At 66.1% G+C, this 25,483-nt stretch carries 26 protein-coding genes; 8 read left to right on the forward strand and 18 right to left on the reverse strand.

Annotated features, from left to right (window positions below; genetic code table 11):
* Positions 1-99 precede the first annotated feature (99 nt).
* Complete coding sequence (locus EAX62_RS12435; RefSeq protein ID WP_233557932.1) at positions 100-756, reverse strand: response regulator transcription factor; 657 nt, start codon at positions 754-756, stop codon at positions 100-102.
* A 207-nt stretch (positions 757-963) separates the two neighbouring features.
* On the opposite strand from EAX62_RS12435, the gene EAX62_RS12440 reads away from it, so the two are divergent.
* Positions 964-1,410: a DoxX family protein gene (locus EAX62_RS12440; RefSeq protein WP_121902164.1), complete on the forward strand. Its 447-nt coding sequence runs from the start codon at positions 964-966 to the stop codon at positions 1,408-1,410.
* 9 nt (positions 1,411-1,419) lie between these two features.
* Positions 1,420-2,346, forward strand: a complete 927-nt coding sequence (locus tag EAX62_RS12445) for an NAD-dependent epimerase/dehydratase family protein (protein ID WP_121902031.1) — start codon at positions 1,420-1,422, stop codon at positions 2,344-2,346.
* 73 nt (positions 2,347-2,419) lie between these two features.
* Here the strand turns inward: EAX62_RS12445 and EAX62_RS12450 are convergent, their stop codons facing one another.
* The 3 genes from EAX62_RS12450 to EAX62_RS12460 all read right to left on the reverse strand — a co-directional run bounded on the left by EAX62_RS12450 (position 2,420) and on the right by EAX62_RS12460 (position 6,443).
* Entirely contained in the window at positions 2,420-5,266 is a 2,847-nt protein-coding gene (locus EAX62_RS12450; protein WP_121902032.1) for a vitamin B12-dependent ribonucleotide reductase, read from the reverse strand.
* A 74-nt stretch (positions 5,267-5,340) separates the two neighbouring features.
* Positions 5,341-5,868 carry a transcriptional regulator NrdR gene (gene nrdR, locus EAX62_RS12455; RefSeq protein WP_121902033.1) on the reverse strand — a complete coding sequence of 176 codons (528 nt, stop codon included), beginning with the start codon at positions 5,866-5,868 and terminating at the stop codon, positions 5,341-5,343.
* A 212-nt stretch (positions 5,869-6,080) separates the two neighbouring features.
* Positions 6,081-6,443: a hypothetical protein gene (locus tag EAX62_RS12460; RefSeq protein ID WP_121902034.1), complete on the reverse strand. Its 363-nt coding sequence runs from the start codon at positions 6,441-6,443 to the stop codon at positions 6,081-6,083.
* Positions 6,444-6,677: 234 nt separating this feature from the next.
* Here EAX62_RS12460 and lexA point away from each other — a divergent pair, with 234 nt between their 5' ends.
* The gene (gene lexA, locus EAX62_RS12465) at positions 6,678-7,424 is read left to right on the forward strand and encodes a transcriptional repressor LexA (RefSeq protein WP_121902035.1); all 747 of its coding nucleotides are present in this window, start codon (positions 6,678-6,680) and stop codon (positions 7,422-7,424) included.
* Between the two features lie 109 nt (positions 7,425-7,533).
* On the opposite strand, the gene EAX62_RS12470 is transcribed toward lexA, so the two are convergent.
* The 3 genes from EAX62_RS12470 to EAX62_RS12480 form a co-directional block, all read right to left on the reverse strand.
* Complete coding sequence (locus EAX62_RS12470; protein ID WP_233557933.1) at positions 7,534-8,550, reverse strand: substrate-binding domain-containing protein; 1,017 nt, start codon at positions 8,548-8,550, stop codon at positions 7,534-7,536.
* A 13-nt stretch (positions 8,551-8,563) separates the two neighbouring features.
* A complete protein-coding gene (gene fucP, locus EAX62_RS12475) occupies positions 8,564-9,823 on the reverse strand; it encodes an L-fucose:H+ symporter permease (protein ID WP_121902037.1) in 1,260 nt (419 codons plus the stop codon).
* A 355-nt stretch (positions 9,824-10,178) separates the two neighbouring features.
* On the reverse strand, positions 10,179-11,090 hold the full coding sequence (locus tag EAX62_RS12480; protein WP_158600671.1) for a LysR family transcriptional regulator: 912 nt from the start codon (positions 11,088-11,090) through the stop codon (positions 10,179-10,181).
* A gap of 77 nt (positions 11,091-11,167) precedes the next feature.
* On the opposite strand from EAX62_RS12480, the gene EAX62_RS12485 reads away from it, so the two are divergent.
* A complete protein-coding gene (locus EAX62_RS12485) occupies positions 11,168-11,401 on the forward strand; it encodes a hypothetical protein (protein ID WP_121902039.1) in 234 nt (77 codons plus the stop codon).
* Positions 11,402-11,436: 35 nt separating this feature from the next.
* Here EAX62_RS12485 and EAX62_RS12490 read toward each other — a convergent pair whose 3' ends face one another.
* The 4 genes from EAX62_RS12490 to miaA all read right to left on the reverse strand — a co-directional run bounded on the left by EAX62_RS12490 (position 11,437) and on the right by miaA (position 16,666).
* Positions 11,437-13,356 (reverse strand): ATP-dependent DNA helicase, encoded by a 1,920-nt coding sequence (locus tag EAX62_RS12490; RefSeq protein WP_121902165.1) that lies wholly within the window; start codon positions 13,354-13,356, stop codon positions 11,437-11,439.
* Between the two features lie 73 nt (positions 13,357-13,429).
* On the reverse strand, positions 13,430-14,848 hold the full coding sequence (gene hflX / locus EAX62_RS12495) for a GTPase HflX (protein ID WP_121902040.1): 1,419 nt from the start codon (positions 14,846-14,848) through the stop codon (positions 13,430-13,432).
* A 58-nt stretch (positions 14,849-14,906) separates the two neighbouring features.
* A complete protein-coding gene (gene dapF, locus EAX62_RS12500) occupies positions 14,907-15,755 on the reverse strand; it encodes a diaminopimelate epimerase (protein ID WP_233557934.1) in 849 nt (282 codons plus the stop codon).
* Complete coding sequence (gene miaA / locus EAX62_RS12505; protein ID WP_233557935.1) at positions 15,749-16,666, reverse strand: tRNA (adenosine(37)-N6)-dimethylallyltransferase MiaA; 918 nt, start codon at positions 16,664-16,666, stop codon at positions 15,749-15,751. The genes dapF and miaA overlap by 7 nt, the downstream gene beginning before the upstream one ends.
* A 147-nt stretch (positions 16,667-16,813) precedes the next feature.
* On the opposite strand from miaA, the gene EAX62_RS12510 reads away from it, so the two are divergent.
* Together EAX62_RS12510 and EAX62_RS12515 are read left to right on the forward strand one after the other, a co-directional pair.
* Positions 16,814-17,014: an antitoxin gene (locus tag EAX62_RS12510; protein ID WP_121902042.1), complete on the forward strand. Its 201-nt coding sequence runs from the start codon at positions 16,814-16,816 to the stop codon at positions 17,012-17,014.
* A gap of 113 nt (positions 17,015-17,127) precedes the next feature.
* On the forward strand, positions 17,128-17,343 hold the full coding sequence (locus tag EAX62_RS12515) for a hypothetical protein (protein WP_121902043.1): 216 nt from the start codon (positions 17,128-17,130) through the stop codon (positions 17,341-17,343).
* 10 nt (positions 17,344-17,353) lie between these two features.
* Here EAX62_RS12515 and miaB read toward each other — a convergent pair whose 3' ends face one another.
* Positions 17,354-18,862, reverse strand: a complete 1,509-nt coding sequence (gene miaB, locus EAX62_RS12520; protein WP_121902044.1) for a tRNA (N6-isopentenyl adenosine(37)-C2)-methylthiotransferase MiaB — start codon at positions 18,860-18,862, stop codon at positions 17,354-17,356.
* 63 nt (positions 18,863-18,925) lie between these two features.
* On the opposite strand from miaB, the gene EAX62_RS12525 reads away from it, so the two are divergent.
* Positions 18,926-19,810: an aldose 1-epimerase family protein gene (locus EAX62_RS12525; RefSeq protein ID WP_121902045.1), complete on the forward strand. Its 885-nt coding sequence runs from the start codon at positions 18,926-18,928 to the stop codon at positions 19,808-19,810.
* A 17-nt stretch (positions 19,811-19,827) separates the two neighbouring features.
* Here EAX62_RS12525 and rny read toward each other — a convergent pair whose 3' ends face one another.
* The 4 genes from rny to EAX62_RS12545 form a co-directional block, all read right to left on the reverse strand.
* On the reverse strand, positions 19,828-21,435 hold the full coding sequence (rny, locus tag EAX62_RS12530; RefSeq protein WP_121902046.1) for a ribonuclease Y: 1,608 nt from the start codon (positions 21,433-21,435) through the stop codon (positions 19,828-19,830).
* 284 nt (positions 21,436-21,719) lie between these two features.
* Entirely contained in the window at positions 21,720-22,241 is a 522-nt protein-coding gene (locus EAX62_RS12535; RefSeq protein ID WP_121902047.1) for a regulatory protein RecX, read from the reverse strand.
* A 13-nt stretch (positions 22,242-22,254) separates the two neighbouring features.
* Positions 22,255-23,298, reverse strand: coding sequence for a recombinase RecA (gene recA, locus EAX62_RS12540; protein ID WP_121902048.1), 1,044 nt, complete (start codon positions 23,296-23,298; stop codon positions 22,255-22,257).
* 174 nt (positions 23,299-23,472) lie between these two features.
* The gene (locus EAX62_RS12545; protein WP_199711278.1) at positions 23,473-23,667 is read right to left on the reverse strand and encodes a DUF3046 domain-containing protein; all 195 of its coding nucleotides are present in this window, start codon (positions 23,665-23,667) and stop codon (positions 23,473-23,475) included.
* 159 nt (positions 23,668-23,826) lie between these two features.
* Here EAX62_RS12545 and EAX62_RS12550 point away from each other — a divergent pair, with 159 nt between their 5' ends.
* Entirely contained in the window at positions 23,827-24,591 is a 765-nt protein-coding gene (locus tag EAX62_RS12550) for a DeoR/GlpR family DNA-binding transcription regulator (protein ID WP_121902168.1), read from the forward strand.
* Between the two features lie 7 nt (positions 24,592-24,598).
* On the opposite strand, the gene EAX62_RS12555 is transcribed toward EAX62_RS12550, so the two are convergent.
* Positions 24,599-24,883, reverse strand: a complete 285-nt coding sequence (locus tag EAX62_RS12555; RefSeq protein WP_233557937.1) for a helix-turn-helix domain-containing protein — start codon at positions 24,881-24,883, stop codon at positions 24,599-24,601.
* A 91-nt stretch (positions 24,884-24,974) separates the two neighbouring features.
* Entirely contained in the window at positions 24,975-25,460 is a 486-nt protein-coding gene (locus EAX62_RS12560) for a CinA family protein (protein WP_121902049.1), read from the reverse strand.
* Positions 25,461-25,483: the final 23 nt, after the last annotated feature.

Here is a 25,483-nt window from a genome sequence, read left to right on the forward strand (position 1 = left end):
CAACCCCCCCACGCCTTCACCTGAACATGGGCGAACGCCCACACCCGCGACGAGGCGGGGTGGCCTTGATGTGGGTGAACGGTGCCCGGGGGTCCGGTGTCAGTGGACGATGATCCGGCTGCGGTCGGGCAGCATGTTGTTCTCCATGCCCCACCGCACCGCCTGTGAGCGGCGCTCGACGCCGATCTTGCGGTAGGCGGAGCGGATGTAGGACTTCACGGAGTTGATGCTCAGGTAGCTGCGTGACGCGATGTTGTTGTTCGTGTACCCCTGCGTGATGAGTGCCAGCACCTCGGCCTCACGGGCGCTGAGTCCCGCCTTCTGCCCGGGCCAGTCGCCCGTGTCGGAGCTGGGGTCCTCGTGGTCGTCCAGCGCCAGGGGCGGGGAGACGAACACCTCGCCGTCGGCGATGCGCAACAGCACGTCGACGAGTTCGTCACCGGTCATGCCCTTGTCGATGTATCCCTTGCACCCCTTGGCGATGGCCTGGTCCACGAGCACCGGATGCATGTTCCAGGTGTAGATGACCACCTTGCCTGCTTGCGGGTTCTCGATCACCTCGTCGATGTCCTCGCCGTCGACCTGGGCCTTGCCGAACGTGTCGTAGAGAGTGAGGTCGACGTTGCACTTGACGGGCATCTGGGCGTCCATCTCCACCACGTCGATGCTCCCACCGTAGGGCTCGAGCATGGATCTCAAACCGCGCACAACGACCTCGTAGTCGTTGTGCAGTGCGACACGCAGTAGTGGCTTCACAGGGCCATGGTCCCCCGATACACGCGTCAAAGCAACTCCCACCATCACAACGGCCGTTCACCGGCAAAGACGCCGATTGGTCATTATTGCACCATTACATATATTTCCCCTCTCCAGAGGGGTGGCACGGGCTCCTACGGCCGAGAGCGTGACGCTGGTGACGGGGTCATGGGGACGACCTCCACGTCCATCCGTCATGCTGTGCTCATGCCAGAGAACTTGACGCCCGCCGAGTCACACATCCCCCAGACGTCACGCACCATCGGTCTCGCCCGCACCGTGGGGCGCATCGCGCTGGGAGCCTTCCTGATTTTCGCCGGGACAGGTCACCTGACCTTCGCACGCGAGTCCTTCCAGGGACAGGTTCCCGACTGGATCCCCGTCAACAAGGATCTCGTGGTCGTGGCTTCAGGGTTCGTGGAAATCGCGCTGGGCGCAGCCCTCATTTTCGCCCGGAAGTGGCGCGTCGCCGTCGGTTGGGTCGTGGCGGCATTCTTCGTCGCCGTGTTCCCGGGCAACATCTCCCAACTGGTGACCCACAATGACTCCTTCGGCCTGGACACCGACCTCAAGCGCTGGCTCCGACTACCGTTCCAGCCTGTGCTGATCGTGTGGGCGCTGTGGTCGACCGGTGCGTGGCGAGCAAGGAGATAGCGTGCAGGCATGAACATCACTGTCATCGGCGGTACAGGTCACATCGGCACATATCTGGTGCCCTCACTCGTACGGGACGGGCACGCCGTGACGGTGGTGAGCCGTGGCCGCCGCACGCCCTACACGCAGGACGACGCATGGTCGTCAGTCACGATGGTGGCCTGCGACCGCGAGCAGGCCGAGGCCGACGGCGTCTTCGGGCGCCTGATCTCGCAACAGGAGCCCGACGGCGTCATCGATCTCAGGGTCTTCACCACACAGCAGGCGCACCAACTCATCGACTCATTGGACGGGCAACACCTCGTGGCCACCGGCAGCATCTGGTCGTGGGGTCGCACCAGCGTGGTGCCCATGACGGAGGACGTGCAGAAGGAACCACTCACCGCCTACGACAGAGGCAAGGCTGCCGTCGAGGACGTACTGCTGCGGGAGCAGTCGCGCGTGACCGCCTCGATGGTGCACCCCAGCCACATCTCAGGTCCCGGCTGGGCGGCCGTCAATCCCGCCGGTTACTTCGACCTCGATGTCTACCGTTCACTCAAACGCGACGGCTCGGCCAGGCTTCCGCTCGACGGCATGGCCCTTCTCCAGCACGTGCATGCCGCCGACGTCGCCGAAGTCCACCGACTGGCGCTCATGAACCCCGGGGCATCCGCAGGAGAAGCCTTCAACGTCGTTGCCGAGCAGTCGATCACGTTGCGCGCCTACGCAACGCTCCTGGCTCGTCACTTCGGTCACGAACCCCAGTTGACGTTCCTCCCCTGGGCCGACTTCGTCGCTGAGGTGGGTGACAGCAATGCCGTCATGACGCATGACCACATCACCCGCTCACCCCACTTCTCCATGGAAAAGACGCGTCGCATACTCGGGTTCTCCCCCCGCTACAGCGAAGAGGAGACGGTGCTGAGCGCCGTGGACGCACTCGCGGACCTGTAACGCTCCGCACGGATGCGAGAGGGCCGGTCACCCCATGGGTGACCGGCCCTTCGCCGTTGTGTATCGCTACAACTCAGCTGCAGCCGCTGGTGGAACCGCAGCCCTCGCAGACGTAGCAGGAACCCGACGGGCGCATCTTGGTGCCGCACGTCATGCACAGCGGCGCGTCGATGTCGTGGCCCGTGAGCGACTCCATCAGCTCGGCCGTGGTGTGCGCCTCCAGAAGCGAGGGCTGGCGGGCGCCGTCCACGTTGAAGTTGTCGAAGTCGGTGTTGCGCAGGCTGTCAGCCTCCGACATCTCCGACTCGTCCTCCTCCGAAAGGTAGCTGCCGGTCTCCACGTAGCGGGCACGCTCGGCGGCGGTGTAGATGCCCAGATCGGCGCGATCGTCGAAGCTCAGGTAGTCCAGCGCGAGCCGGCGGAAGATGTAGTCCATGAAGGACTGCGCAATCCGGATGTCCGGGTCGTCGGTCATGCCGGCGGGCTCGAACTTCAGGTTCGTGAACTTCTGCACGAAGCTCTCCAGCGGCACGCCGTACTGGAGGCCGATGGAGACGGCGATGGAGAAGGCGTCCATCACGCCGGACAGGGTGGAACCCTGCTTGCCCAGCTTGAGGAACACTTCACCCAGGCCGCCATGGTCGTAGGCACCGGATGTCATGTACCCCTCGGCCCCGCTCACGGAGAAGCTCGTGGTGCGGCTGGAGCGCGACTTGGGCAGGCGGGCCCGCTTCGGGCGGTACTCGATGCGCACTTCGGGCTCGGGTGCCTTGACGGCAGCCTTGTCCTCGGCCTTCTTGCCACCGTCGGACAGGGGTTGCCCCACCTTGCAGTTGTCGCGGTAGACCGCGAGTGCCTTCAGGCCGAGCTTCCAGCCCTGCATGTAGACGTCCTCGATCTCCTCAACCGTGGCCGTCTCCGGCAGGTTCACCGTCTTGGAGATGGCGCCGGAGAGGAACGGCTGCACCGCGGCCATCATGTGGACGTGACCCATGGGCTTGATGGAGCGCTGGCCCATGGCTGTGTCGAAGACTTCGTAGTGCTCGTGCGCCAGGCCAGGAGCACCGATGACGTGGCCGTGGCCACCGATGAACTCGACGATGGCCTTGACCTGCTCCTCGCTGTAGCCGAGCTTCCGCAGCGCGCGCGGGATGGTCTGGTTCACGATTTGCATGGACCCGCCACCGACGAGCTTCTTGAACTTCACGAGTGAGAAGTCGGGCTCAACGCCAGTGGTGTCGCAGTCCATCATGAAGCCGATGGTGCCGGTGGGCGCCAGCACGGAGGCCTGGGCGTTCCGGAAGCCGTTCTTGGCGCCCGTCTTGACCACCTGGTCCCATTCACGGCTGGCGACCTTGTGGAGGCCGCGATCACCGGGAAGGACGCGCAGGTCATCGTTGGCGGCCTGGTGCTTGCGCATGACGCGCTGGTGGGCGTCGGCATTGCGGGCATAACCGTTGTACGGCCCCACAATGGCGGCCAGTTCGGCGCTGCGACGGTACGACGCACCCGTCATGATCGAGGTGATCGCGGCAGCCGTGGAGCGGCCGCCCTCGGTGTCGTATCCCTTCCCCATGGCCATCAGCAGCGCACCAAGGTTGGCGTACCCGATGCCCAACTGGCGGAAGTTGCGCGTGGTCTCGGCGATCGGCTCCGTCGGGAAGTCCGCGAAGCAGATGGAGATGTCCATGGCCGTGATGATGAGCTCCACGGCCTTCACGAACAGCTCGGCGTCAAAGGTGTCGTCGTCACGCAGGAACTTCAGCAGGTTGAGGCTGGCGAGGTTGCAGGAGCTGTTGTCGAGGCTCATGTACTCCGAGCACGGGTTGGACGCCGTGATGGGCCCCGTCTCAGGGTTGGTGTGCCAGTCGTTGATGGTGTCGTGGTACTGGATGCCGGGATCGGCGCAACCCCAGGCCGCTTCGGCGATCTTGGTGAACAGGTTCTGCGCGTCCACCTCCTCGATGACGCTGCCGTCGGCGCGGGAGCGCAGACCGAAGGGGTTTCCCCCCACGACAGCGTCCATGAACTCGTCAGTGACGCGTACCGAGTTGTTGGCGTTCTGGTACTGGACGGAGACGATGTCCTTGCCGCCGAGGTCCATGTCGAAGCCGGCGTCACGCAGGGCCCGGATCTTGTCCTCTTCCTTGGCCTTGGTCTCAACGAATTCGACGATGTCGGGGTGGTCAACGTCCAGGACCACCATCTTCGCGGCGCGACGGGTGGCGCCCCCGGACTTGATGGTGCCGGCGGAGGCGTCGGCGCCGCGCATGAACGACACAGGGCCGGATGCGGTCCCACCGGAGCTCAGGAGTTCCTTCGAGCTGCGGATGCGGGACAGGTTCAGCCCGGCACCGGAGCCGCCCTTGAAGATGAAGCCCTCCTCCTTGTACCAGTTGAGGATGGAGTCCATGGAGTCCTCGACGCTGAGGATGAAGCACGCGCTGACCTGCTGAGGGGAGGGGGTCCCGACGTTGAACCACACAGGGGAGTTGAAGGAGAAGTACTGGTTCAGCAGCATCCACGTGAGCTCGTGCTCGAAGATCTCGCCGTCCTCGGGGGTGGCGAAGTAGCCGTGGTCCGCGCCGGCCTTGGCGTAGGTCTTCACGACACGGTCGATGAGCGTCTTCAGGCTCGCCTCACGTTGCGGTGTTCCGACGGCGCCACGGAAGTACTTGGTGGTGACGATGGTGGAGGCGTTGACACTCCAGGACTTCGGAAATTCGACGGCCTTCTGCTCGAAGACGACCTCGCCGCTCTTCCAGTTGGTCTGGACGACGTCACGGTGGTCCCACTCGACCTCGTCGTAGGGGTGCTGGCCCTCCGTGGTGAACACGCGGCCGATGGTGAGGCCACGCGAGGAGCCATCCACCGTGGTCTTGTTGTTGCGGCGCGTGGACGGGCTGGCAGTCGTCGTCATTGCATTCCTCACTCGAGATTTCGTCGTTGCTTGTGCTTGTGTGTGTTGCGGGTGATGTAGGGATCCGGCTGGTGTCAGCGGATCAGGGGTTCCTGGTTGATGGGCGCATGCGCTCGCCCGGGGCGCCCGGTGCCCGCATCGTCGACCAGGGCCAACGCGGGGCGGTGCTTCATGCGATCGATCTCCTCGCTGAAATCCTCCAACGAGTCGAACTTTTGGTAGACGCTGGCGAACCGCAGGTACGCCACCGGGTCAAGGTCCTCAAGGGGCCCGAGGATGGCGAGACCCACCTCGCCGGCCGGGATCTGGGCGAGGCCGCTGGCGCGCAGCGCCTCCTCCACCTGCTGACCCAGAGCAGCCAGTTGAAAGTCCGTGACAGGTCTTCCCTGGCATGCCTTGGTGACGCCCTTGACCACCTTGTCGCGATCGAACGGCTCGACCACACCCGAGCGCTTCACCACGGTGAGCACGATCTGCTCGACGGTGGTGAACTTGCGCTCGCACAGGGGACAGGCACGACGGCGGCGGATGGCAGAGCCGTCCTCGATCACCCGCGAATCAGACACCTTGGTGTCCTCGTGGCGACAGAATGGGCAATGCACGGGTGGTCCCTCCGCTGTGGAACAGCAACTGCTGAACCTCCCCCATGCTACTACGGGTGGGTGAACGGCACTGTTGCGACTACTAGATGTGGGGAAACACTAGGCTTTCCCCACACGATCGTCAAACCATCCACGGCGTGTCGCACGCAACTCACAGACAACTTTGTCAAGAGCGACTCAGTGCCGCCGCAGGACCGGCGGGGTGGCGTCGCTCAGGGACCGGTGACGTGGGCCCACGCGGGGTCCCCGGCCACGAACTCCACGGAAGGATCCGCCTGCGTCCATGTGGCGAACTCCGCGGTGGAGACCCCCACACCCACCAGAGCCACGGCTGCCACGACGGCCACCTTGAGTTTCAGGATCAGGCCAGCTCGGCGAAGCGCCGGCGACGTGACGTGACATGACGCGGCGACGGCGGGACGCCGGGTGGCAGTCCTGGCGGGCGAGGCGGCGGTGGGGCCACCGAACTCGGGACGGGCCAGCGGTGCGGGCCTGCGCGACGTGCGAGCACCCGCCGTGGTGGGGACCGAGGAGCGCGACGTGCTGCGCACGGTGTTTGCCAGAGTTGTGGTCATGGTGACCCTCCTATCGCCGTGGTCCCGCAATCCGCGGTGACCGAACGTGTGTTCTATAACAAAGGTACCGCACATAGATGCCGAATGGAACAACTGTTCGAAGCGTGTTCCCGGCGCACCCTCCGCGGGCCCGATGACTCCATCACAGCGACCACCTCTGACACTTTGCCGACCGGCTCGACACGCCGCGCGATTCCTTCGAACATCTGTTCGATGACGGGTAGGATCTCCAGCATGGCTGACGAACTCGACCCCACCGCCCCCAAGCGCCGACGAGGACGCCCCACCAAGGCACAGGTGGAGGCAGAGATGGCTGGGATTTCCTCCCTGCCGGATGGCCCCGAGGACTCCTGGGGCCTCACTCCCCGGCAGCGGCGCGTGCTGCACGTCATCAAGGACGCCGTCGAAAACATCGGGTACCCACCCAGCATTCGCGAACTTGCCCAGAAGGCCGGACTCGCATCCACCTCGAGCGTGAGCTACCAACTCAAGGTGTTGGAGGAAAAGGGGTTCCTGCGTCGCGACCCGAATCGTCCTCGCGCCCTTGTGGTGACGCTGCCGGAGTCAGAGCCGATGGCATCCGAGCAGACCTTCGACGCGCATCCCAACACCGTCAACGCCCCGCTGCTGGGGCGAATCGCGGCCGGCGGACCCATCCTTGCCGAGGAACAGGTGGAGGATGTCTTCGCTCTCCCCCGTCAGCTCGTGGGCGACGGGCAGCTGTTCATGCTGCAGGTACAGGGCGATTCCATGATTGACGCGGCCATCTGCAGCGGCGACTGGGTGGTGGTTCGCCAGCAGCCGGACGCCAACAACGGCGACATCGTCGCGGCGCTGCTGGATGAGGAGGCAACCGTCAAGACGTATCGCCGCAAGGACGGCAAGGTGTGGCTGATGCCACACAACGAGCGGTACTCCCCCATCGACGGCAGCGACGCCCGCATCATGGGCAAGGTTGTCGCCGTGATGCGTCGTGTCTGAGTGGACGCTCGGGCCGCCGTGCCAGCCTGCTGAGGTGTAATTCTCGGCTCATGAGTGGACCACCACTGCTTGACCCCCACTTCACCCGTCAGCTGACCTGTGTCGGCCTTCAGCCACCCCAGCAGTTGCGGATCCCGAAGGCCACGTCTCGTGAGGTCACCCCTGGAGCGGGATCGCCTGTGATCAGTTCGACACCCGTGTCGAGGTAGCCGCTGGGCTTTTCACCGCCGCGTACCTCGTCGGCGATCGCGGTGACGCCCTTGCGCGCCATGTTCTGGGGGTACTGCTGCGCTGTGGCGTCGATGTCGCCTGGCCGCACGGCGGTCTTGATGGCCTCGCAGCCCCCGTCGACGGAGACCACGACCACGCCACCGAGATCCACGCCGGCGTCCTTGAGTGCTTCCACGGCACCCAGCGCTACCGGTTCGTTGACCGTGTAGACCACGTTGATGCCCGGGGTCTGTGCGAGGAGTTGCACCATCGCCACCTTGCCCAGCTCGCGGTCGCCCGAGGTGTCCGTGGACCCGACGATGACGGGGTCGTCGTCTGCGATCCCGAATCCCGCGAGGAAGCCTTCCCTGCGGAGTTCTCCCGAGCTGATGCCGGGTGCGAGGTCCAGGATGGCCACCTGCGGCTCGAGGCCGAGTTCCTTGGCCTTCGCCGCGGCGTATTGCCCAACCATCTCACCGGCCCTCTTGTTGTCCGTGGCGTAGAACGCGTCGACCGCGGAGAGAGGATCCACCGGGGTGTCGACGGCAATCACCGTGATCCCCTTGGCCCTGGCAGCCTCGATGGCGGGCACCACGCCCTTGGAGTCGGTGCCGGCGATGAGAATGCCGTCAACCCCCTCATCGACCATCGCCTCGATGGCATTCACCTCGCTGTCGATGTCCGTGTCGCTCGTTCCGGTGGCAGTCAGCAGCGTGACGCCCTCGCTTTTCGCGACATCCTCGGCGACCCGCCGCATCGTCACCCAGTAGGGATTGTTTTCCTGTTTGGTGATGAGGCCGATGGTGACGGGCTCCTGATCATCAGGTGTGCACCCCGCGAATCCGGCCATGAGTACCATCGACAGGCCCACGAGCGCCCACTTGGGGGCACCCATGCGGCGAAAGTTCCCTCGCATGCTCTTCCCCTTCCTACTGGACCACGGCGGACGTGGCGGACGGTTTCGGATCCCTGGAGGTACGCAGGTCGAACAGCGCATATGCGGCGACGAAGGCCAGGCAGACGCCTGGCACCACGTACCCCAGGGCGGGGCTGCCAACGTCCATCACGAGTGCGTGCACCATCGGCAACAGTGCGCCGCCGAGGATGGCCATGACCAGCCCGGCTGCACCAAACTTGGCATCCTCGCCGAGTCCGCTGAGTGCCACCCCGTAAATCGTCGGGAACATCAGGGAAAGAGCCGCCGAGATCGCCACCACCGCGATGAGGCCGACGATGTTCAGCGAGAACATCGCGATGAGGCAGCACGCCACGCCGAAGACGGCCATGATCAGCAGGAGCTTGGTGGGTCTGAAGATCCCCAGAAGCCACACCATGACGAACCGGGCGATCAGGAACACGATGAGGCTGGCCTGCAGGAACCATCCCGAATTCTTCTCCGAGATTCCAACGACGTCCTGGGCGTAGAGGATCGTGAAGGTCCAGGTGCAGGTCTGGGCCGCGACGTTGAAGAACTGTGCGACGACGCCGTACCGGTAGTGCCTGTTGTGCCACAGCCGGGTCGCGACGTTGCCGACCGGCACTGCATCACCCTTGGGCTGCTCCAGGATGGGGATCTTGCGAAAGGCAATGAGCAGCCAGATGATGACCAGCACGGCGGCGATGCCCAGGTAGGGGTTGAGGACCAGCGAGAGGTCCGCCTCCTGACTCTGCAGGAGTTCATCCGGGCTCATGATCGTTTTGGAGGCCTCGGACGTGAGACCCGGCAGGATCAGGATGGCACCCATCAACACGCCCACGTTCGCCCCGACCGGGTTGAACGCCTGGGCCAGGTTGAGTCGCTGGGTGGCTGTCTCCTCGGACCCGAGAGCGATCACGAAGGGGTTCGCTGACGTCTCGAGGATGGACAGCCCCGCCGCCAGCGTGAACAGTGCGAGCAGGAAGAAGCCGTAGACCAGCGCCTTGCTGGCCGGTACGAACAGCACCCCGCCCACGGCTGCGAGACCCAGCCCCGTGAGCACGCCCACCTTGTACCCGTAGCGGCTCGTGATGAACGCGGCGGGCAGCGCCAGCAGGAAGTAGGCACCGTAGTAGGCGAACTGCACCAGGGAGGACTGAAAGTTCGTCATGTCGAAGATGCCCCGGAACACCCCCACGAGGACGTCGGTCAGGTTCGCGGCGGCCCCCCAGGCCGCGAAGCACAGGATCAGCAGAATGAAGGGAACGAGCAGGGGCCGCTCGACGAACCGACTTGTGCCCGAGCGTTTCGCACTGGCTTCCTGTGTGTCCTACGTCATGCCAGCGGGGCTCTCGTGCAGACGGGTGGCCGTGTCCCCGGGATGACTGCAGCCGCCACGTTCACGGCAGTCTCCGTCGTGGGCATGCCGGCTGGATCATGCTGCGGGCTGACTGGGACCATGGCGTTCCTCCCGATGGGACGACGCCACTCGGGCAACAGACAGCAGTGTCGTGGTCCACATCATCCTGATCCGCGTCACAAACTGTCAACCCCTTGACGGAGGCAACTGTCCTCCACCCCCGACGTCGGCGCCGACATCGGTTGCTCGACGCAACGCTGCCCTCGGGTCAGGGCACCTTGTTCTGCGGTGGTCTCCGGACGTGGGCAAGGAAGGTCTGCGCCGCTGGCAGGAGCCGATGCTCGAGCGCCCAGGCGATCCCGATCTCCAGTGACGCGGGGACGTCGGTGATCGACAGGAACTGGACACCCGACTCGGGGCCGGGTCTGCTCTCCGGGTGACTGTCCTGCAACGGCAGAATGGCGACTCCGAGCCCGGCGGCCACGAAGCCGAGCACCGTGGGGACGTCGTCGCACTCGAAGTCGATGCGCGGAGTGAAGCCCGCTTCGGCGCAGAGGTCATCAGCGAGATTCCGCAGCGACGAGCCCGCACGCAGGGCTACGAAGCCGGCTTCGGACACGGACAAGGTGTGGAGGGCAACCCCGGAACTGGAAGCGAGCGGATCCTCCGCAGAGACCACGAGGTGGAGCGATTCCCGTGCGACGACGTGCCACCCATGGGTGGAAGGGGCGGGGCGCGACGTGGTCAGTTCCAGGTCGATGTCCCCTCGGGAGCGGAGCGTCGCGATCGTGTCGGCATGCCTCGGGACAAGCGTGAACCGCACCGACGGGTGCTCCGCCCGGAACCCTGAGACCAGCGAGGGCACCCATGTGGTCCCGAGCCATGACTCGTAGGCGAGCGTGACCGTCCCGGACTCCGGGTCAATGACCTGTTGCACCGCGGCCAGACCGTCGTCGAGGTGGTGGATCAACGCATCGACGTGCCGCTTGAACACCACTCCTGCCTCGGTCATCCGGAGGGTGCGCCCGGAGCGACGCAGCAGAGGTGCACCCACCTCCGCCTCAAGCCGGGCCAGCGCCCTCGAGACCCCGGATTGGGAGGTGCGGGTGAGCTCGCTCACCTCCGTCACCGTCACGCCGTCTGCCACCTCTTGGAACCACCGCAGGGCATCCGTGTCCATACCCATGACTCTACGGCATGGATGACATTCAACTGAGTCATTGGACGCAAACGAACCAATGGAGAAGAATGTTAGTCATGAAGATGCTTCGAGAAGACACAGTCATCGCGCTCCGCGACCGTTCGGCTTCATTCCTGGGCCGCCTTCGCGCCATCAACGATCGCTACATGGAACTGTCGACCGACATTCGGGCCTACCCCGCCACCCGCAGCGCCGCCATGGTCGTCCTTCCCGCCCGGACCGCGGCGAACGATGCGGCTTCCCGCGTGCTCGATTTCCCCACTGACCAGGATCGCGCTCAGGCCGCCTGACCTACCCCTGTCCCAGCACAGGGGGCTGAAAATCTCTACTCCGCACCGCGCAGCCGGCGCAGGGCACGGACCGCCATGTCGGGGTCCGTGGTGGTCCAGAAGTCCGGCAGGGACTTGGCCAGGAACCGCCCGTAACGCTTCGTGACGAGGCGGGGATCAAGGATGGCCACAACACCCCTGTCCTCACTCCGGCGAATCAGCCGGCCCGTCCCCTGCGCCAACAGCAGCGCGGCCTGGGTGGCGGCCACCGTCATGAAACCGTTGCCACCCCCGTCATCCACCGCCTTCTTGCGAGCCTGCATGAGCGGGTCGTCGGGGCGTGGGAATGGGATCTTGTCGATGATGACCAGTTGGCAGGTCTCCCCCGGCACGTCGACGCCCTGCCACAGCGACATGGTGCCGAACAGGCTGGTGTCGGGTTCTGCGATGAACGTGCGCTGCAGCTCGGACAGTTGAGCATCGCCCTGGCACAGGATTCTCATGTGCGGCAGTTCGCGCCGGCAGTGGGCCGCCGCCTGTTCCGCGTTGCGGCGGGACGCGAACAGTCCGAGGGTGCGACCTTCGCTGGCCCACACCAGTTGGGCGATCTCAGCCAACACCTCTTCTGGCAAACCGTCGCGGCGGGGTTCCGGCAGGGACTTCGTGGCGTACAGGATGCCCTGGGTGCGGTAGTCGAACGGCGTGCCGACGTCGAGGGCGCGCCATGACAGGTCGTCGCCCTCCGGAGCCTCCTCGCCGTCGTCGATGCGCTCAGCGGTCCGCAGACCGACGCTGTTGGCGAAGGCGTCGAAGTTGCCGCCCAGGTTCAGGGTCGCGGAGGCACAGATGGCGGTCTTCTCCCCGAATACCTCGCTGCGGAGAAGTCCGGCCACGTTCAGTGGGGCCACGTGCGCGGTGCGGCCACGGACCTCCGACTCGCTGACCCAGACCACGTCGGCGTCCGCCAGGCCGGCGATGCGTGCCGCCACATCGAAAATCTCTTTCACGGCGGCGCTGGCCTGGGTGCGTTCATTGTCGTTGTGCTGGCCGCCCAGTGAGGTGACGGCCCGGCGCGCGAGGTCCCGCACCTGTGCGGCCGCGAACGCCAGCGGCGCCGAGGACGACGTGATGCGTGTCAGCTCGGACTCCTCCAGTGCGGCGCGGAAGGTGTCCGAAACCTCGAGGAAGTCGACGCCGAGATCGTCGTCGAGCCATGTCAGTGCCCGCCGTGCCGTTCGCTCCACGAGGCCGGGGGTCAGCTCGTTCGTGGCCGCCGTCGTCATGCGGGAGGTGAGCTCGTGGGCCTCGTCGATGACCACGGCGGAGTGCTCCGGCAGTGCGGTGCCGCCGTGCATGGCGTTGATGGCCAGCAGTGCATGGTTGGTGACCACCAGTTGGGCATCACGGGCGCGTTCGCGGGACAACTCGACGCGGCACTCGGCGCCGAACGGGCACGCCGTCACACCCAGGCATTCCCGGCTGGGGATGGAGACCTGGGCCCAGCCTGCTGCGGTGTGTGACGGCGCATCATCCCTGTCAGCCAGAGAACCACTGGTGGCCTGCTCCTCCACCCAGTCGCGCAACGCCAGCACTTCGACGCCCAGTTTGCTGACGGAGTCCAGGTCACTGGCGGCGGCGGCGAGGTCCTCGGCGCCCACGAGAGCGCCCTGATCGGCGTCGGTGCCGGAGCGTGAGCGATACAGGCAGGCGTAGTTGCTTCGCCCTTTCAGCACGGCGGCCTTGGGCCGCTTGCCCGTCACGGCCTCGACGGCGTCGAGGGCGGCAGGGATGTCCTTGTGCCCCAACTGCGCCTGAAGGGCCAGCGTGGCGGTAGCCACGACGATGCGCTCGGACGGATCGTCCACGAGGCGGCTCAGCACGGGTGCCAGGTAGCCCAGCGACTTGCCAGTGCCGGTGCCCGCCTGCACGAGCAGATGCACGCCGGATGCCAAGCTGTCGCTGACAGCAGCCACCATGGCCTTCTGGCCGGGTCGCTCACCACCGCCGATGCCGTCGATGGCCGCCTGCAGGATGGACAGGCCGACGCCGTCAGGCACGGTTGAACTCGGCCAGTTCGTCGGCCAGGCCCGGACGGACCAATGCCTGCACGGCGGTTCCCTCCCCCGTGTGCTCCAGGGAGGAGATGCGTCCCGCCCGGTGGATGCGATCCATGAGATCGCCCCGCTCGTAGGGAACCAGCACGTCCACGGCAACCTCAGGGTTGGGAAGCCGCTCCTCGAGGATGACGCCCAGCTCGTCGAGGCCCGCACCCGTGCGCGCAGACACCACGACGCAGTCCGGGTGGTTGGCGCGCAGAGTCATCACCATGGTGGGGTCCGCGATGTCGGTTTTGTTCAGCACCAGGAGTTCGGGGACAGCGGTGGCGCCGATGTCAGCCAGCACCTTGCGTACCGCATCGATCTGGCCCTCAGGGTTGGGGTTGGAGGCGTCGACGACGTGCACGAGAAGGTCGGCCTGCGCGGACTCCTCCAGGGTGGAGCGGAACGCTTCGACGAGGTCATGGGGGAGGTGCCGCACGAAACCGACGGTGTCTGTGAGGGTGAACTCACGCCCGTTGCTGGTCTCCATGCGGCGCGTCGTGGGGTCAAGCGTGGCAAACAGGGCGTCCTCCACGAGAACACCCGCGTTCGTCAGCCTGTTCAGCAGCGACGACTTCCCCGCGTTGGTGTAGCCCACGATGGCCACGGACGGCACCTGGTTGCGGCGCCGCTCAGCGCGTTTGTGCTCGCGGGTGGCATCCATGTCGCGCATCCTGCGGCGCAGGACGGCAATCCTCGTGCCGATGCGGCGGCGGTCCGTCTCGATCTTCGTTTCTCCGGGGCCGCGGCCACCGATGCCCGCGCCGCCGGCCACCCGACCACCGGCCTGGCGGGACAGGTTCCCACCCCAGCCGCGGAGTCGCTGCTTGAGGTACTGCAGCTGTGCCATCTCCACCTGCGCCTTGCCCTCGGCACTCTTGGCGTGGGACGCGAAGATGTCGAGGATCAACGCGGTGCGATCCACCACCTTGACCTTGATGCGGTCCTCAAGGTTGCGCAGCTGTGCTGCGTCGAGCTCGCCGTCGCAGATGACCGTGTCCGCACCGGTGGCCTCCACCACCTCTCGGATCTCCTGCACCTTGCCACTACCCACGTACGTGGCGGGGTCGGGGTTGCTCCGGCGCTGCACCAGCGTGTCGAGCACCTCGGAGCCTGCGGTCTCGGCCAATTGCTTCAGCTCCGCCATGGCGTTGTCGGCGTCGTCCTGGCTGCCGGAGGTCCAGACGCTGACGAGCACCACGCGCTCAAGCCGCAGCTGCCGGTACTCCACCTCGGTGATGTCCTGCAGCTCGGTGCGCAAACCGTCGACGCGGCGCAGGGACTGCCTCTCCGCAAGCTCCTCCTGGTCACCGTCGAAACCGTGATCCTCGTCGTTGAAGTCCTCGTGTGCGTGTGTGGAATCTGTCATCGTGTCCCCATTGTCCCAGCACGCACCAACGCTTCCAAGCCCCGAGGGGCCGGGCTCGTCACAGCCACCAGAACTCGCCGCGCGCGAACACCACGGCAGGCCCCGTGAGCCACGCCTCCCGGCCGTCGAACTCCACTGTCAGCTCACCACCTCGCACGTGCACCACAACCGGCCCCGTGTGGCCGCTGGCTGCGCGGTGGGCGGCGGCGGAGGCAACCACCCCGGTGCCACAGCTTTCCGTCTCACCGCTACCACGCTCGTACACCCGCATGTCCAGCACGCCGGGTTCCCGGACACTCACGAATTCGATGTTGGTGCCGTGGGGGAATCGTTGTGCCGGCTCCCATGACGGCGCCTTCGTCAGGTCCAGCCCGGAGCGGGTGTCATCATCCACGAACACCACGGCGTGGGGGTTGCCGACGTCCACGGCCGTGGCCGGCCAGCGTCGCCCGAAGTGGGTCACCTCGACCGGCTCATCAGAGATGGTGACGGCGCCGAGGCTCGTGGAGATGAGCCCTCCGCGGGCCACAAGGACCCGCCGCAAACCCGCCCGCGTGGCGACGGTGAAGTCGCCGGTGGGCACCCATTGCTCGTTGACGAGGTGTCGCGCGAACACGCGAAGACCGTTGCCGCACATCTCGGCGATCGAACCGTCGGCGTTGCGGTAGTCCATGAACCAGAGGTCCGGGTCACCGGTCCACTCCGGCACGTGCTGGGCCCTCACCACGCGCAGGACGCCGTCAGCGCCGATGCCCGAGCGTCGGTCGCAGATGGCGGAGATGACGTCCGGCCCCAGGTCGTGCATGCCGTGCTGATCGTCGATGATGATGAAGTCGTTGCGGGTGCCGTGACCCTTCGAGAACGTGAATCGGCGCATCGTGGCCTCCCCGAGTCGTGGACTCACCATCCTAGCGAGGACAGGATCTTCAGGGCGTTGTCGGTGGCGTCTGCCCGCAGCCAGGTGATCCGGGGGTCGCGGCGGTACCAGCCGAGCTGTTTGCGGAAGAAGCGACGGGTCGCGCGCTTCACGTCCTGGCGCGCCTCGTCCTCGCTGCACTCCCCGTCCAGAAATGCCACCACCTGCCCGTAGCCGATGGCGCGCATCGCCGTGACACCGTCACGCAGCCCCTCCCGCAGCAAGTGGCGGACCTCGTCGACGAGTCCGTCGCACCACATGGCATCGACGCGCGCGTCGATCCGTGCATCCAGGACAGCCCGGTCCTCGTCCAGCCCGAACTGGTGCACGTTGTCGAGTTCGTATGTCCACTCCGGCAGGTGCGGCGCGTGGCCTCCTGTGATCTCGTGGACCTCGAGGGCCCGCACCGTTCGCCGTCCGTTGGCGGGTTCGATCTTGGCCGCCGATTCCGGCGCCAACACCTGCAGCCGCGCATGGAGCGCCACGGCGCCGACCCGCTCGAGCTCCGCCTCCCACCGCGCCCGCACCTCAGCGTCAGAACCGGGAAACTCGAAGTGGTCCACCACGGCCCGTGTGTAGAGCGCCGATCCGCCCACCACCACAGGGACTGCCCCGCGATGCCGAATGTCGGCGATGGCGTCGCGCGCAAGCGTCTGGAAGTCGGCGACCGAGGCCTTGCGGGTGACGTCCCATATGTCGACGAGGTGGTGCACTATGCCAGCACGCTCCTCCATGGTGGGTTTGGCGGTGCCGATGTTCATGCCCCTGTAGACCAACATCGAGTCCGCGTTCACGATCTCGGCCTCGGTGCCGCGTTCGCGCAGCGTGGTGGCGAGGTCCACGGCCAGCTGGGACTTGCCCGTGGCGGTTGCACCGATGAGGACGACGACGGGGAGCGACATGCGCCCCATCCTGTCAGTGGGGTGGTGCCTGCAGCGACGTGGCCGCCGTGGGGCGGAGGCAAGAACTTGCCGTTGACCCCTCCCCATTTCTGCAGTATCAGTGCATACTTGTCAGGTCCGCAGTTTCCTACCCCCGGGAGGCAGTACATGGGTTTACTCGATGGCTTGGGCGAGCAGATCGTCAAGAACAAAGGACATATCGACAGCGCCATAGAGCAGGGCGGCGACTTCGTCGATTCGAAGACCGATAGCAAGTACGCGAGCCACGTCGACAAGGGTCAGGACTTCCTGCGCGACAAGGTCGGCGAGTTCGGTGGGGGCAAGGATGTTCCCCGCCAGGAACCGTAAGACGCGCTCACCGCGTACAACGCAACGGGAGGGGCTGGGACCACGGGTCCCGGCCCCTTTCCTGTGCCATCATCACCCGTGGGACCCACATCGACACCAGGCAAGGATTCTTCATGGCAGATCACCACCACCCTGACACCACCGCAGGCGCCGACAACGCGGAGCAGGACCAGCAGCAACAACGCATCCAGGCCGAGGAGCGCGTGGACCTGGAACCCTCCGACATGGAGGAGGCCATCGACCACGAGCATGACCAGAAGGTGGATCCCGGCGACGCGAGCCGCTACGAGGGCGCCGTCGACGACGCCCTGCCCGGCAACAACAGCTGAGGCGGCGGCCTCAGCAGCAACCGTCAGCCGCGGGCGGGGTGACGGGTTTCCCCAGCACGGGAATACCGAGCCCCACCCCACGGCGCTGCGGTTCCTCGGTGGCGGACTGCCAGGCGTCGCCCCCGCGGGTGCGACGCAGCTCGCGGATGGGAACGTCGGAGTTCAGGTGGTGGGGCGCGGCGTGCGTGATCGTCACCGTCGCCACGTCACCGGGACGTGGGCGCAGCGCGGGATCGTCGCTGACCGACGCGTGCACCAACCGGTTGTCACGTGCCCTGCCGCTGAGCCGGTTGGTCTCGAAGTCCTTGCGGCCCTCACCCAACGCGAACATCACCTCCACGTCGCGGCCCTCGAACGCCTTGTTCTCCTCCCACGCCAGGCCGTTGACGAGGGTGACGAGGCGCTCGTAGCGTTCCTGCGTGACAGCCTTCGGCACCTGCCCCGGCATGTCGGCGGCCGGTGTGCCGGGCCTCTTCGAGTACTGGAAGGTGAAGGCGGCCGCGTACCGGGCACGCTCCACCACGTCGAGGGTGGCCTGGAAATCCTCCTCGGTCTCGCCCGGGAAACCGACGATGATGTCGGTGGTGATGGCTGCGTGCGGCATGGCCTCGCGGACCCGCTCCAGGATTCCCAGGTACTTCTCGCTGCGATAGGAGCGCCGCATGGCCTTGAGTACCGCGTCGGAGCCGGACTGCAGCGGCATGTGGAGCTGCGGCATCACGTTGTGTGTGCTGGCCATGGCGTCGATCACGTCATCGGTGAAGTCCTTGGGGTGGGGCGAGGTGAACCGCACCCGATCGAGCCCGTCAACATCGCCGCACGCACGCAGCAGCTTGGCGAAGGCGGCACGATCCCCGAACTCGACGCCGTAGGCGTTGACGTTCTGCCCCAGGAGAGTGATCTCCTGTACTCCCTGTGACACCAGCATCTGGATCTCAGCGAGGATGTCACCCGGCCGGCGGTCCGTCTCCTTGCCACGCAGCGCCGGGACGATGCAGAACGTGCACGTGTTGTTGCATCCCACACTGACCGAGACCCATGCGGAGTACGGCGACTCGCGCCGGCTCGGGAGGTTGCTGGGGAACGTCTGCAACGCTTCGACGATCTCCACCTGCGCTTCCTTCTCCACGCGGGCCCGCTCCAGGAGCAGCGGAAGGCTGCCCACGTTGTGTGTGCCGAAGACCACGTCCACCCACGGGGCACGCTTCACGATGATGTCGCGGTCCTTCTGCGCCATGCACCCCCCCACGGCAATCTGCATGCCCGGGTGCTGTTCCTTGACGCGAGCCATGTGGCCGAGGTTGCCGTAGAGCCGGTTGTCGGCGTTCTCGCGCACGGCGCAGGTGTTGAAAACCACCACGTCGGCGCCACCACCCATGGCGGCGCTCGTCGCATCCTCCGCGGGGGGCCCCACCCGGCTCAGGCCGGCTTCCTCGAGCAGGCCGGAGATGCGTTCCGAGTCGTGAACGTTCATCTGGCAGCCATACGTGATGACGTTGTACGTGCGTGCGCTGGTCATGATGGTCACAACTGTAGGTGGGCGGCGCTCCCAGCGAAAACCCGGCCGCACTAGGGTGGCTCCATGATGACGAACCCAACTGGTGAGCAGTATCCCATCTCGCACGGACGCTACACCGCCGTGGTGACCGAGGTGGGTGCCCACCTCCGCAGCCTGCGGGTGGATGGCCGGGAGTGGCTGTGGAGCTTCGAGGCGGACGCCGCACCTGTGGCCAGCCAGAGCAAACAACTACTGCCCTGGCCCAACCGCATCCGGGACGGCCGCTACACCTTCGACGGCGTCGAGTACCAGTTGCCGATTTCTGAGGTCCCCCGGCACACGGCGCTGCACGGGCTCAATGACGGTTTCGCCTGGCAACTCATCAGCCACACAGAGCAGGCTGTGGTGCAGCGACACACGTTCCACCCCGAAGCCGGGTGGCCGGGGACCCTCACCGCCACGCTCACGCACAGCCTCAGTGACGACGGACTGCTGGTGCAGGTGCACGTCACCAACGACGGAGCCACTCCCCTGCCCTACGGCTACGGCGTGCATCCCTACTTCAGCTTCGACAACGTGGATGTGGTGACGCTCGAACTGCCGTTTACGACCGAGCTTCGGGTGGACGAGGACAGGTTGCTGCCCATTGCCCTGGTGCCCACCACCCGGGGCAAGGACTTCCAGAGCCCACGAGCCCTCGGTCACACGGTGTTCGACACCGCGTTCACGGATCCGAACACCCCGCGCTGGACCACACGCATCGCGGGTGGAACCCACACCATCGAGGTGTGGGCGGACGAATCGCTCCCGTGGGTGCAGGTCTACACGCGTCCGGAGCGCGATGCCATTGCCGTGGAACCCATGACCTGCGGGCCGGATGCGTTCAACGAGGGCCCCACCCACGACGGGCTCATCGTGCTGGCTCCGGAGGAGTCACACGTCGCCGTATGGGGCCTGCGCGCCGGGTGAGGCGGCCCGGGGCCTAATCAGTGGGCGGTCTCCGTGGCGCGGCTCTCGCGCACCACCGTGACCTTGATCTGTCCCGGGTAGCTGAGGTTCTTCTCGATGTCCCGGGCGATGTCTCGGGCCAGGAGCTGGGCTCCACCGTCGTCGACCTCCTCAGGGGTCACCATGACCCGGATTTCGCGCCCCGCCTGCATGGCGTACACGCGGTCAACGCCGTGGTGCGACGCTGCCAGCGACTCGAGGTGCTCCATGCGCTCGACGTAGGCCTCCAGCGACTCCCGACGGGCCCCGGGTCGTGACCCCGAGATGGCGTCGGCTGCCTGGGTGAGGATGGCCTCCACCGTCCTCGGCTCGACCTCGTTGTGGTGGGCCTCGACAGCGTGGACGATGTCGGGGTGCTCCCCGTGGCGGCGCAGCAGCTCCGCTCCGACGAGGGCGTGCGGCCCCTCGCTCTCGTGCGTGAGTGCTTTGCCGATGTCGTGCAGGAAGGCGGCACGCTTGCAGAAGGCGACATCGAGACCCAGCTCAGCTGCCATCACCCCGGCCAGGTGTGCACACTCCACGAGGTGTCGCAGCACGTTCTGGCCATAGGACGTGCGATACGCGAGTGCACCCAGAATCGGAATGAGGTCCTCGTGCAGGTCCACGATGCCCACCTCCGCCATGGCGTCCTCGGCTGCCCGCTGGATGCGTCCCGCGATGCTGCGCTGGCTGCGCTCGTAGACCTCTTCGATGCGGGCCGGGTGGATGCGCCCATCCGCCACCAGGTCAACGAGGGTCAGGCGCGCCGTCTCGCGTCGTACGGGGTCGAAGCAGGACAGCAGCACCGATTCCGGGGTGTCGTCGATGAGCACGTTCACGCCCGTGATCTGCTCGAAGGCCCGAATGTTGCGGCCCTCACGGCCGATGATGCGACCCTTCATGTCGTCGCTGGGCAGGTCGATGCTGGAGACAACCGACTCGCTGGTCTGCTCGGAGGCGCAACGCTGGATGGCCGTGACCACGATTTTGCGGGCGATCTTGTCGGCGTCCCGTTTGGCGGCGGACTCGATGTCCCGACTGAGCGCCGTGGCGGTCAGTCGGGACTGCCGCTCCGCCTCCACCATGACTTCGGCGCGTGCGGCCTCGAGGGTCAGACCGGCCACGCGTTCACGCTCTGCGGTGACCTGCTCCAGTCGTTCTTCCAGATCATGGCGCTGCTGCTTCAGCTGAGCTCTCAGCACCTCCTGACGCTCTGCACGGGCCGCGATTGCCTCGGCATCTGCGGCGACGCGGTCCTCCCGCTCGCGCAGGCGCGCCTCCATCCGTTCCTGCGCGTGTCGCATCTCGCGGAGCTCGGAGCGTTGGGTGGCCATGGAGGATTCGAGTTGTTCGCGACGGCGCTCCACGTCGGCCAGCGATTCCCTGACTCTGTCGCGGGACTGGGCCGCCAGCCTGTCGGCATCCTCACGCACGAGCCTGGCGGCGTCCTCCGCCTGCTGACGTGCGGCATCGGAATCCGTGCGGCTGCGCTGTTCCAGGCTGCTGCGCTCGTCACCGAATGCCGCCACGTCACGCCGATGACGCCACAGGAGCACGACGATCACGACCAGCAGCAGTCCCGCTACGATCCAACCGAGAAGTTCCATGGCACCTCCATCAGAGCTCAAGTCCGACCGGAGAGACACCACAGCAGCTGCCCACCCCCGATTGACGGGAAGGGTCAGCACAACGGCGGAGAAGTCCACCGCGCTCATATTCGCTTGTCAGGCAATAATCCGACGTCCAGGACCGCGTGCGGCGCCGGGCGGCGGGAGTGATGTCAAGTCAACCCACGCAAGTGGGAAAGGGTGTCATACCGGTTCAGAAAACCTGAGTTGAGACTATGGCCGACCTGTGGAAAACACAAGCCGGATGGGGCGCGCCCCGCCACTCAACCGTTGTCGGCGCCCGCGTTGTCCTCGCCGAGGCCATCGGTGCCGTGAAGGCCTCGCAGGGCCTCGTCGGTGACATCGCGCACCATGTCGGACCCGAAGCCGCGTCGAGCCAGCGCACCGTACAGGCGGCGCTTCGCGACCGCGAATTCCAGACCCTGCATCGAGCGCACCTTCTTGGCGGCGAACGCGGTGGCCGCGGCCCATTCGTCGGCGGGGTCCATGGCAGCCAGTGCCCCATCGGCAACATCCTCGGGCACGCCCTTCTCCCGGAGCTCCATGCGGATGCGCCGTGATCCCCGACGTGCCACCTTGGTGCGGGTGTTGACCAGTGCCGTGGCGAAAGCCTCGTCGTCCACGAGGCCCACCGACTCGAAGCGCCCCAGGAGTTCCTCGACGATGTCCTCCGGCACGTGTTTCCTTGCCATGGCACGACGCAACTCTTCCGCCGAACGGGAGCGCGCCTCCAGAAGATTCAGGGCGATGCGCCGGGCGAACTCAATCTGTTCGTCCCGGCCCATCGTCGGGTCCGGATCAGAAATCGACCTCACCGGTTTCCGGGTCGACGCCCTCGGGCACGTCGGTCTTGTCAAGACCCATGTGAAGGCGAATGCGCTTCTCGATCTCGCTGGCAGTTTCCGGGTTCTTCCGCAGGTAGCTACGGGCGTTCTCCTTGCCCTGTCCCAGCTGATCCGATCCGTAGGTGAACCAGGCACCGGCCTTGCGGATGACGCCTGCCTCCACACCCATGTCGATGAGGCTGCCCTCACGGGAGATGCCCTCGCCGTAGATGATGTCGAACTCCGCCTGCTTGAAGGGCGGGGCCACCTTGTTCTTGACCACCTTCACGCGGGTACGGTTGCCCACCATGTCGGTGCCGTCCTTCAACGTTTCGATGCGACGCACGTCGAGACGGATGGTGGAGTAGAACTTCAGCGCGCGGCCACCGGTGGTGGTTTCGGGCGAGCCGAACATGACGCCGATCTTCTCGCGGAGCTGGTTGATGAAGATGCACGTGGTGTTGGATGTCTTCAGGGCACCCGTCATCTTCCGCAGCGCCTGGCTCATGAGGCGGGCCTGGAGGCCGACGTGCGAGTCACCCATCTCACCCTCGATCTCGGCTCGTGGCGTCAGCGCCGCCACGGAGTCGATGACCACCAGCGTCAGCGCGCCGGAGCGGACGAGCGTGTCCGCGATCTCGAGGGCCTGCTCACCGTTGTCGGGCTGTGAGACCAACAGCTCATCGGTGTCGACGCCCAACTTCTGGGCGTACGAGGGATCCAGGGCGTGCTCGGCATCGATGAACGCGCAGATACCGCCAGCGGCCTGTGCGTTGGCGATGGCGTGCAGGGCCACGGTGGTTTTACCGCTCGACTCCGGCCCGTAGATCTCGACGACGCGACCGCGGGGCAGGCCCCCGATACCGAGCGCCACGTCCAGCGCCACCGAACCGGTGGGGATGACGTCGATGGGCACGAGGGCGTTCTCGCCGAGGCGCATCACCGAACCCTTGCCGTGCTGCTTTTCAATTTGGGAGAGCGCCGCCTCCAGCGCCTTTGAACGGTCCGCTACGGCCATGGTTGCCCTTCCTGTTCGACCACGTCGCCGCAGTCGGTGCTTGATGTTGTTCTCTACTGTAGGAACGGGGACTGACAAATCCCCACACGCACTGTTTCGCTGTGGAGAAGCTCAGCCGCCACGCGACTTGTCAACATCGTAGCCGAACACCTGTTCTAATGCGCGCAACACGCCTCAGCGCAATTCCCCCGGAAGTTCGAGCTGGCTCCACACTGCCCGCCAGATCCTCTTGCAGGGCAACCCTGCCGAAAGCGCCTCCGACACGGTGCGCCCGGCCAACTCGGCCAGCACCACCTGATCCGCCCACACCCGGCTGTAGCCCTCAGGCAGCACCTGGCCCAGCCTCGACCACAACTCTGCTTCTCGCACGGGGAAAGGGTAGCTCGCATCCATGGACGCGATGACCACATGATCGGGGTGGGCCCCTAGACTGTGCACGAATTGCGCAATGAGTGCGCAGACGCTCGCCTCGAGGGGGTCATCCGTTTGAACGCCGCGGCAACACCGTCACACAAGCGATCAGATCGCATGGTTGCTCTGTTGGCACTGCTGAATGACCGCGGCCAACTCCCGCTGTCCTTCCTCGCCACAGAACTCAATGCGTCGGAGGCAACGATCCGCAGGGACGTGGCCGTGCTGGCCTCCCAGGGTCTCCTTGATCGCACCCACGGGGGCGCTCGCCCGGCCAAGGGGAGGCATGAGCTCCCCGAAAGGCTGCGGGGCAGCCGCAACCCTGACGCGAAGACCCGCATCGCCATCGCCGCTGCCCGCATGATTCCCGAGGGGAAGCACGCCATCGGTCTCACGGGCGGCACCACTGCAGCATCGGTGCTGCGCGCGTTGGCGCACAGAGACGACCTCACGATCATCACGAATTCGTTGACCATTGGGATGGAGGCGGCGGCGCAGGGGCAGGCGCGCGTGCTGATCGCGGGAGGTGTTCTCCGGTCAAACTCCCTGGAACTGGTGGGGTCTCTGGCGGAGGCGACGCTGCGACTCGTCAACGTCGGGACCGCCATCGTGGGGGCCGATGGCATCAGCTCGGTGGGCGGCCTCACCACTCATGACGACATCGAGGCACGCACGAACCACACGATGATCGAACGCGCGCAGCGCGTGATCTGCGTGGCCGACTCGAGCAAGATCGGGCACGTCACGCTGTCCAAGATGGGCGACCTCAGCGAGATCGACGTCCTCATCACCGATGCCGGCGCCCCGGCGGACGAGATTGCCCGGATTCGGGAAGCGGGGGTCGAGGTGCACGTCCTGCCGACGGTCCCCGAGGGGCCCTGAGAGCCACTCAGGCGGCCAGGGCGATCCTCCGCGGCTGTGGAGCGGCTTCAGTCTCCATCTCTGCGACGCGCTGACTCACCATCTCGAGAACATGCGAGAGGCTCACGCCGAGTGCGCGGGTGATGGAATACAGCACCTCACTCGAGGCTTCCTTGCAGCCACGCTCGATTTCGCTGAGGTAGCCGAGGCTGACCATGCTGGCCACCGACACCTCGCGCAGTGTCATGCCGGCTTCCAGGCGCAGGGTGCGAAGGGTCTGCCCCATGGCCTTGCGAATCAGGATCGTCGTCACTTCGTACCGCCAGTCCGCGGGCCCGGTGCCCACTCCACCTGATGCAACGTTGGCGTGGCCCCAAGTATTCCCCGAAGCGGTCGCAGGGGTGTCACTGCACGCGCAGGCACATCACCAGCGCGTGTTCGATGGCCTGCTCGCGGATGCTCTCCCTGTCGCCCTCGAAGTGTTTCAGCTCCGTGTACTGGGGCCGCGAGGACATGCCCACGCCGGGACCCACCACGCAGAACCACACCGTGCCCACCTTCTGCCCGTCGGTCTCGGTGGGCCCTGCAACGCCCGTGGTTGAGACGGCCCAGTCGGCGTCACACCGGTTCTGGGCGCCCAGAGCCATCTGGATGGCAGTCAGTTCGTTGACAACGCCTTCGGTGTCCACGAGTTCCTCGTCGACGCCCGCCAGGGAGGTCTTCAGGTCACGCGCGTACGTGACGAGTGCACCCCTGAACACCGCTGAGGCGCCCGGTACGGCTGTGATGGCGGCACCGAGTCCCCCACCCGTGAGTGACTCGCAGGTGGCGAGTGTCACCGAGCGCCTGGTCATCACCTTGACCAGTTCTTCTGCCAGTTCCAAGGCCATGGCCCTCAACTCCTTCTCAACGA

Source organism: Tessaracoccus antarcticus, assembly GCF_003688855.1.
Classification (GTDB): Bacteria; Actinomycetota; Actinomycetes; order Propionibacteriales; family Propionibacteriaceae; genus Arachnia; species Arachnia antarctica.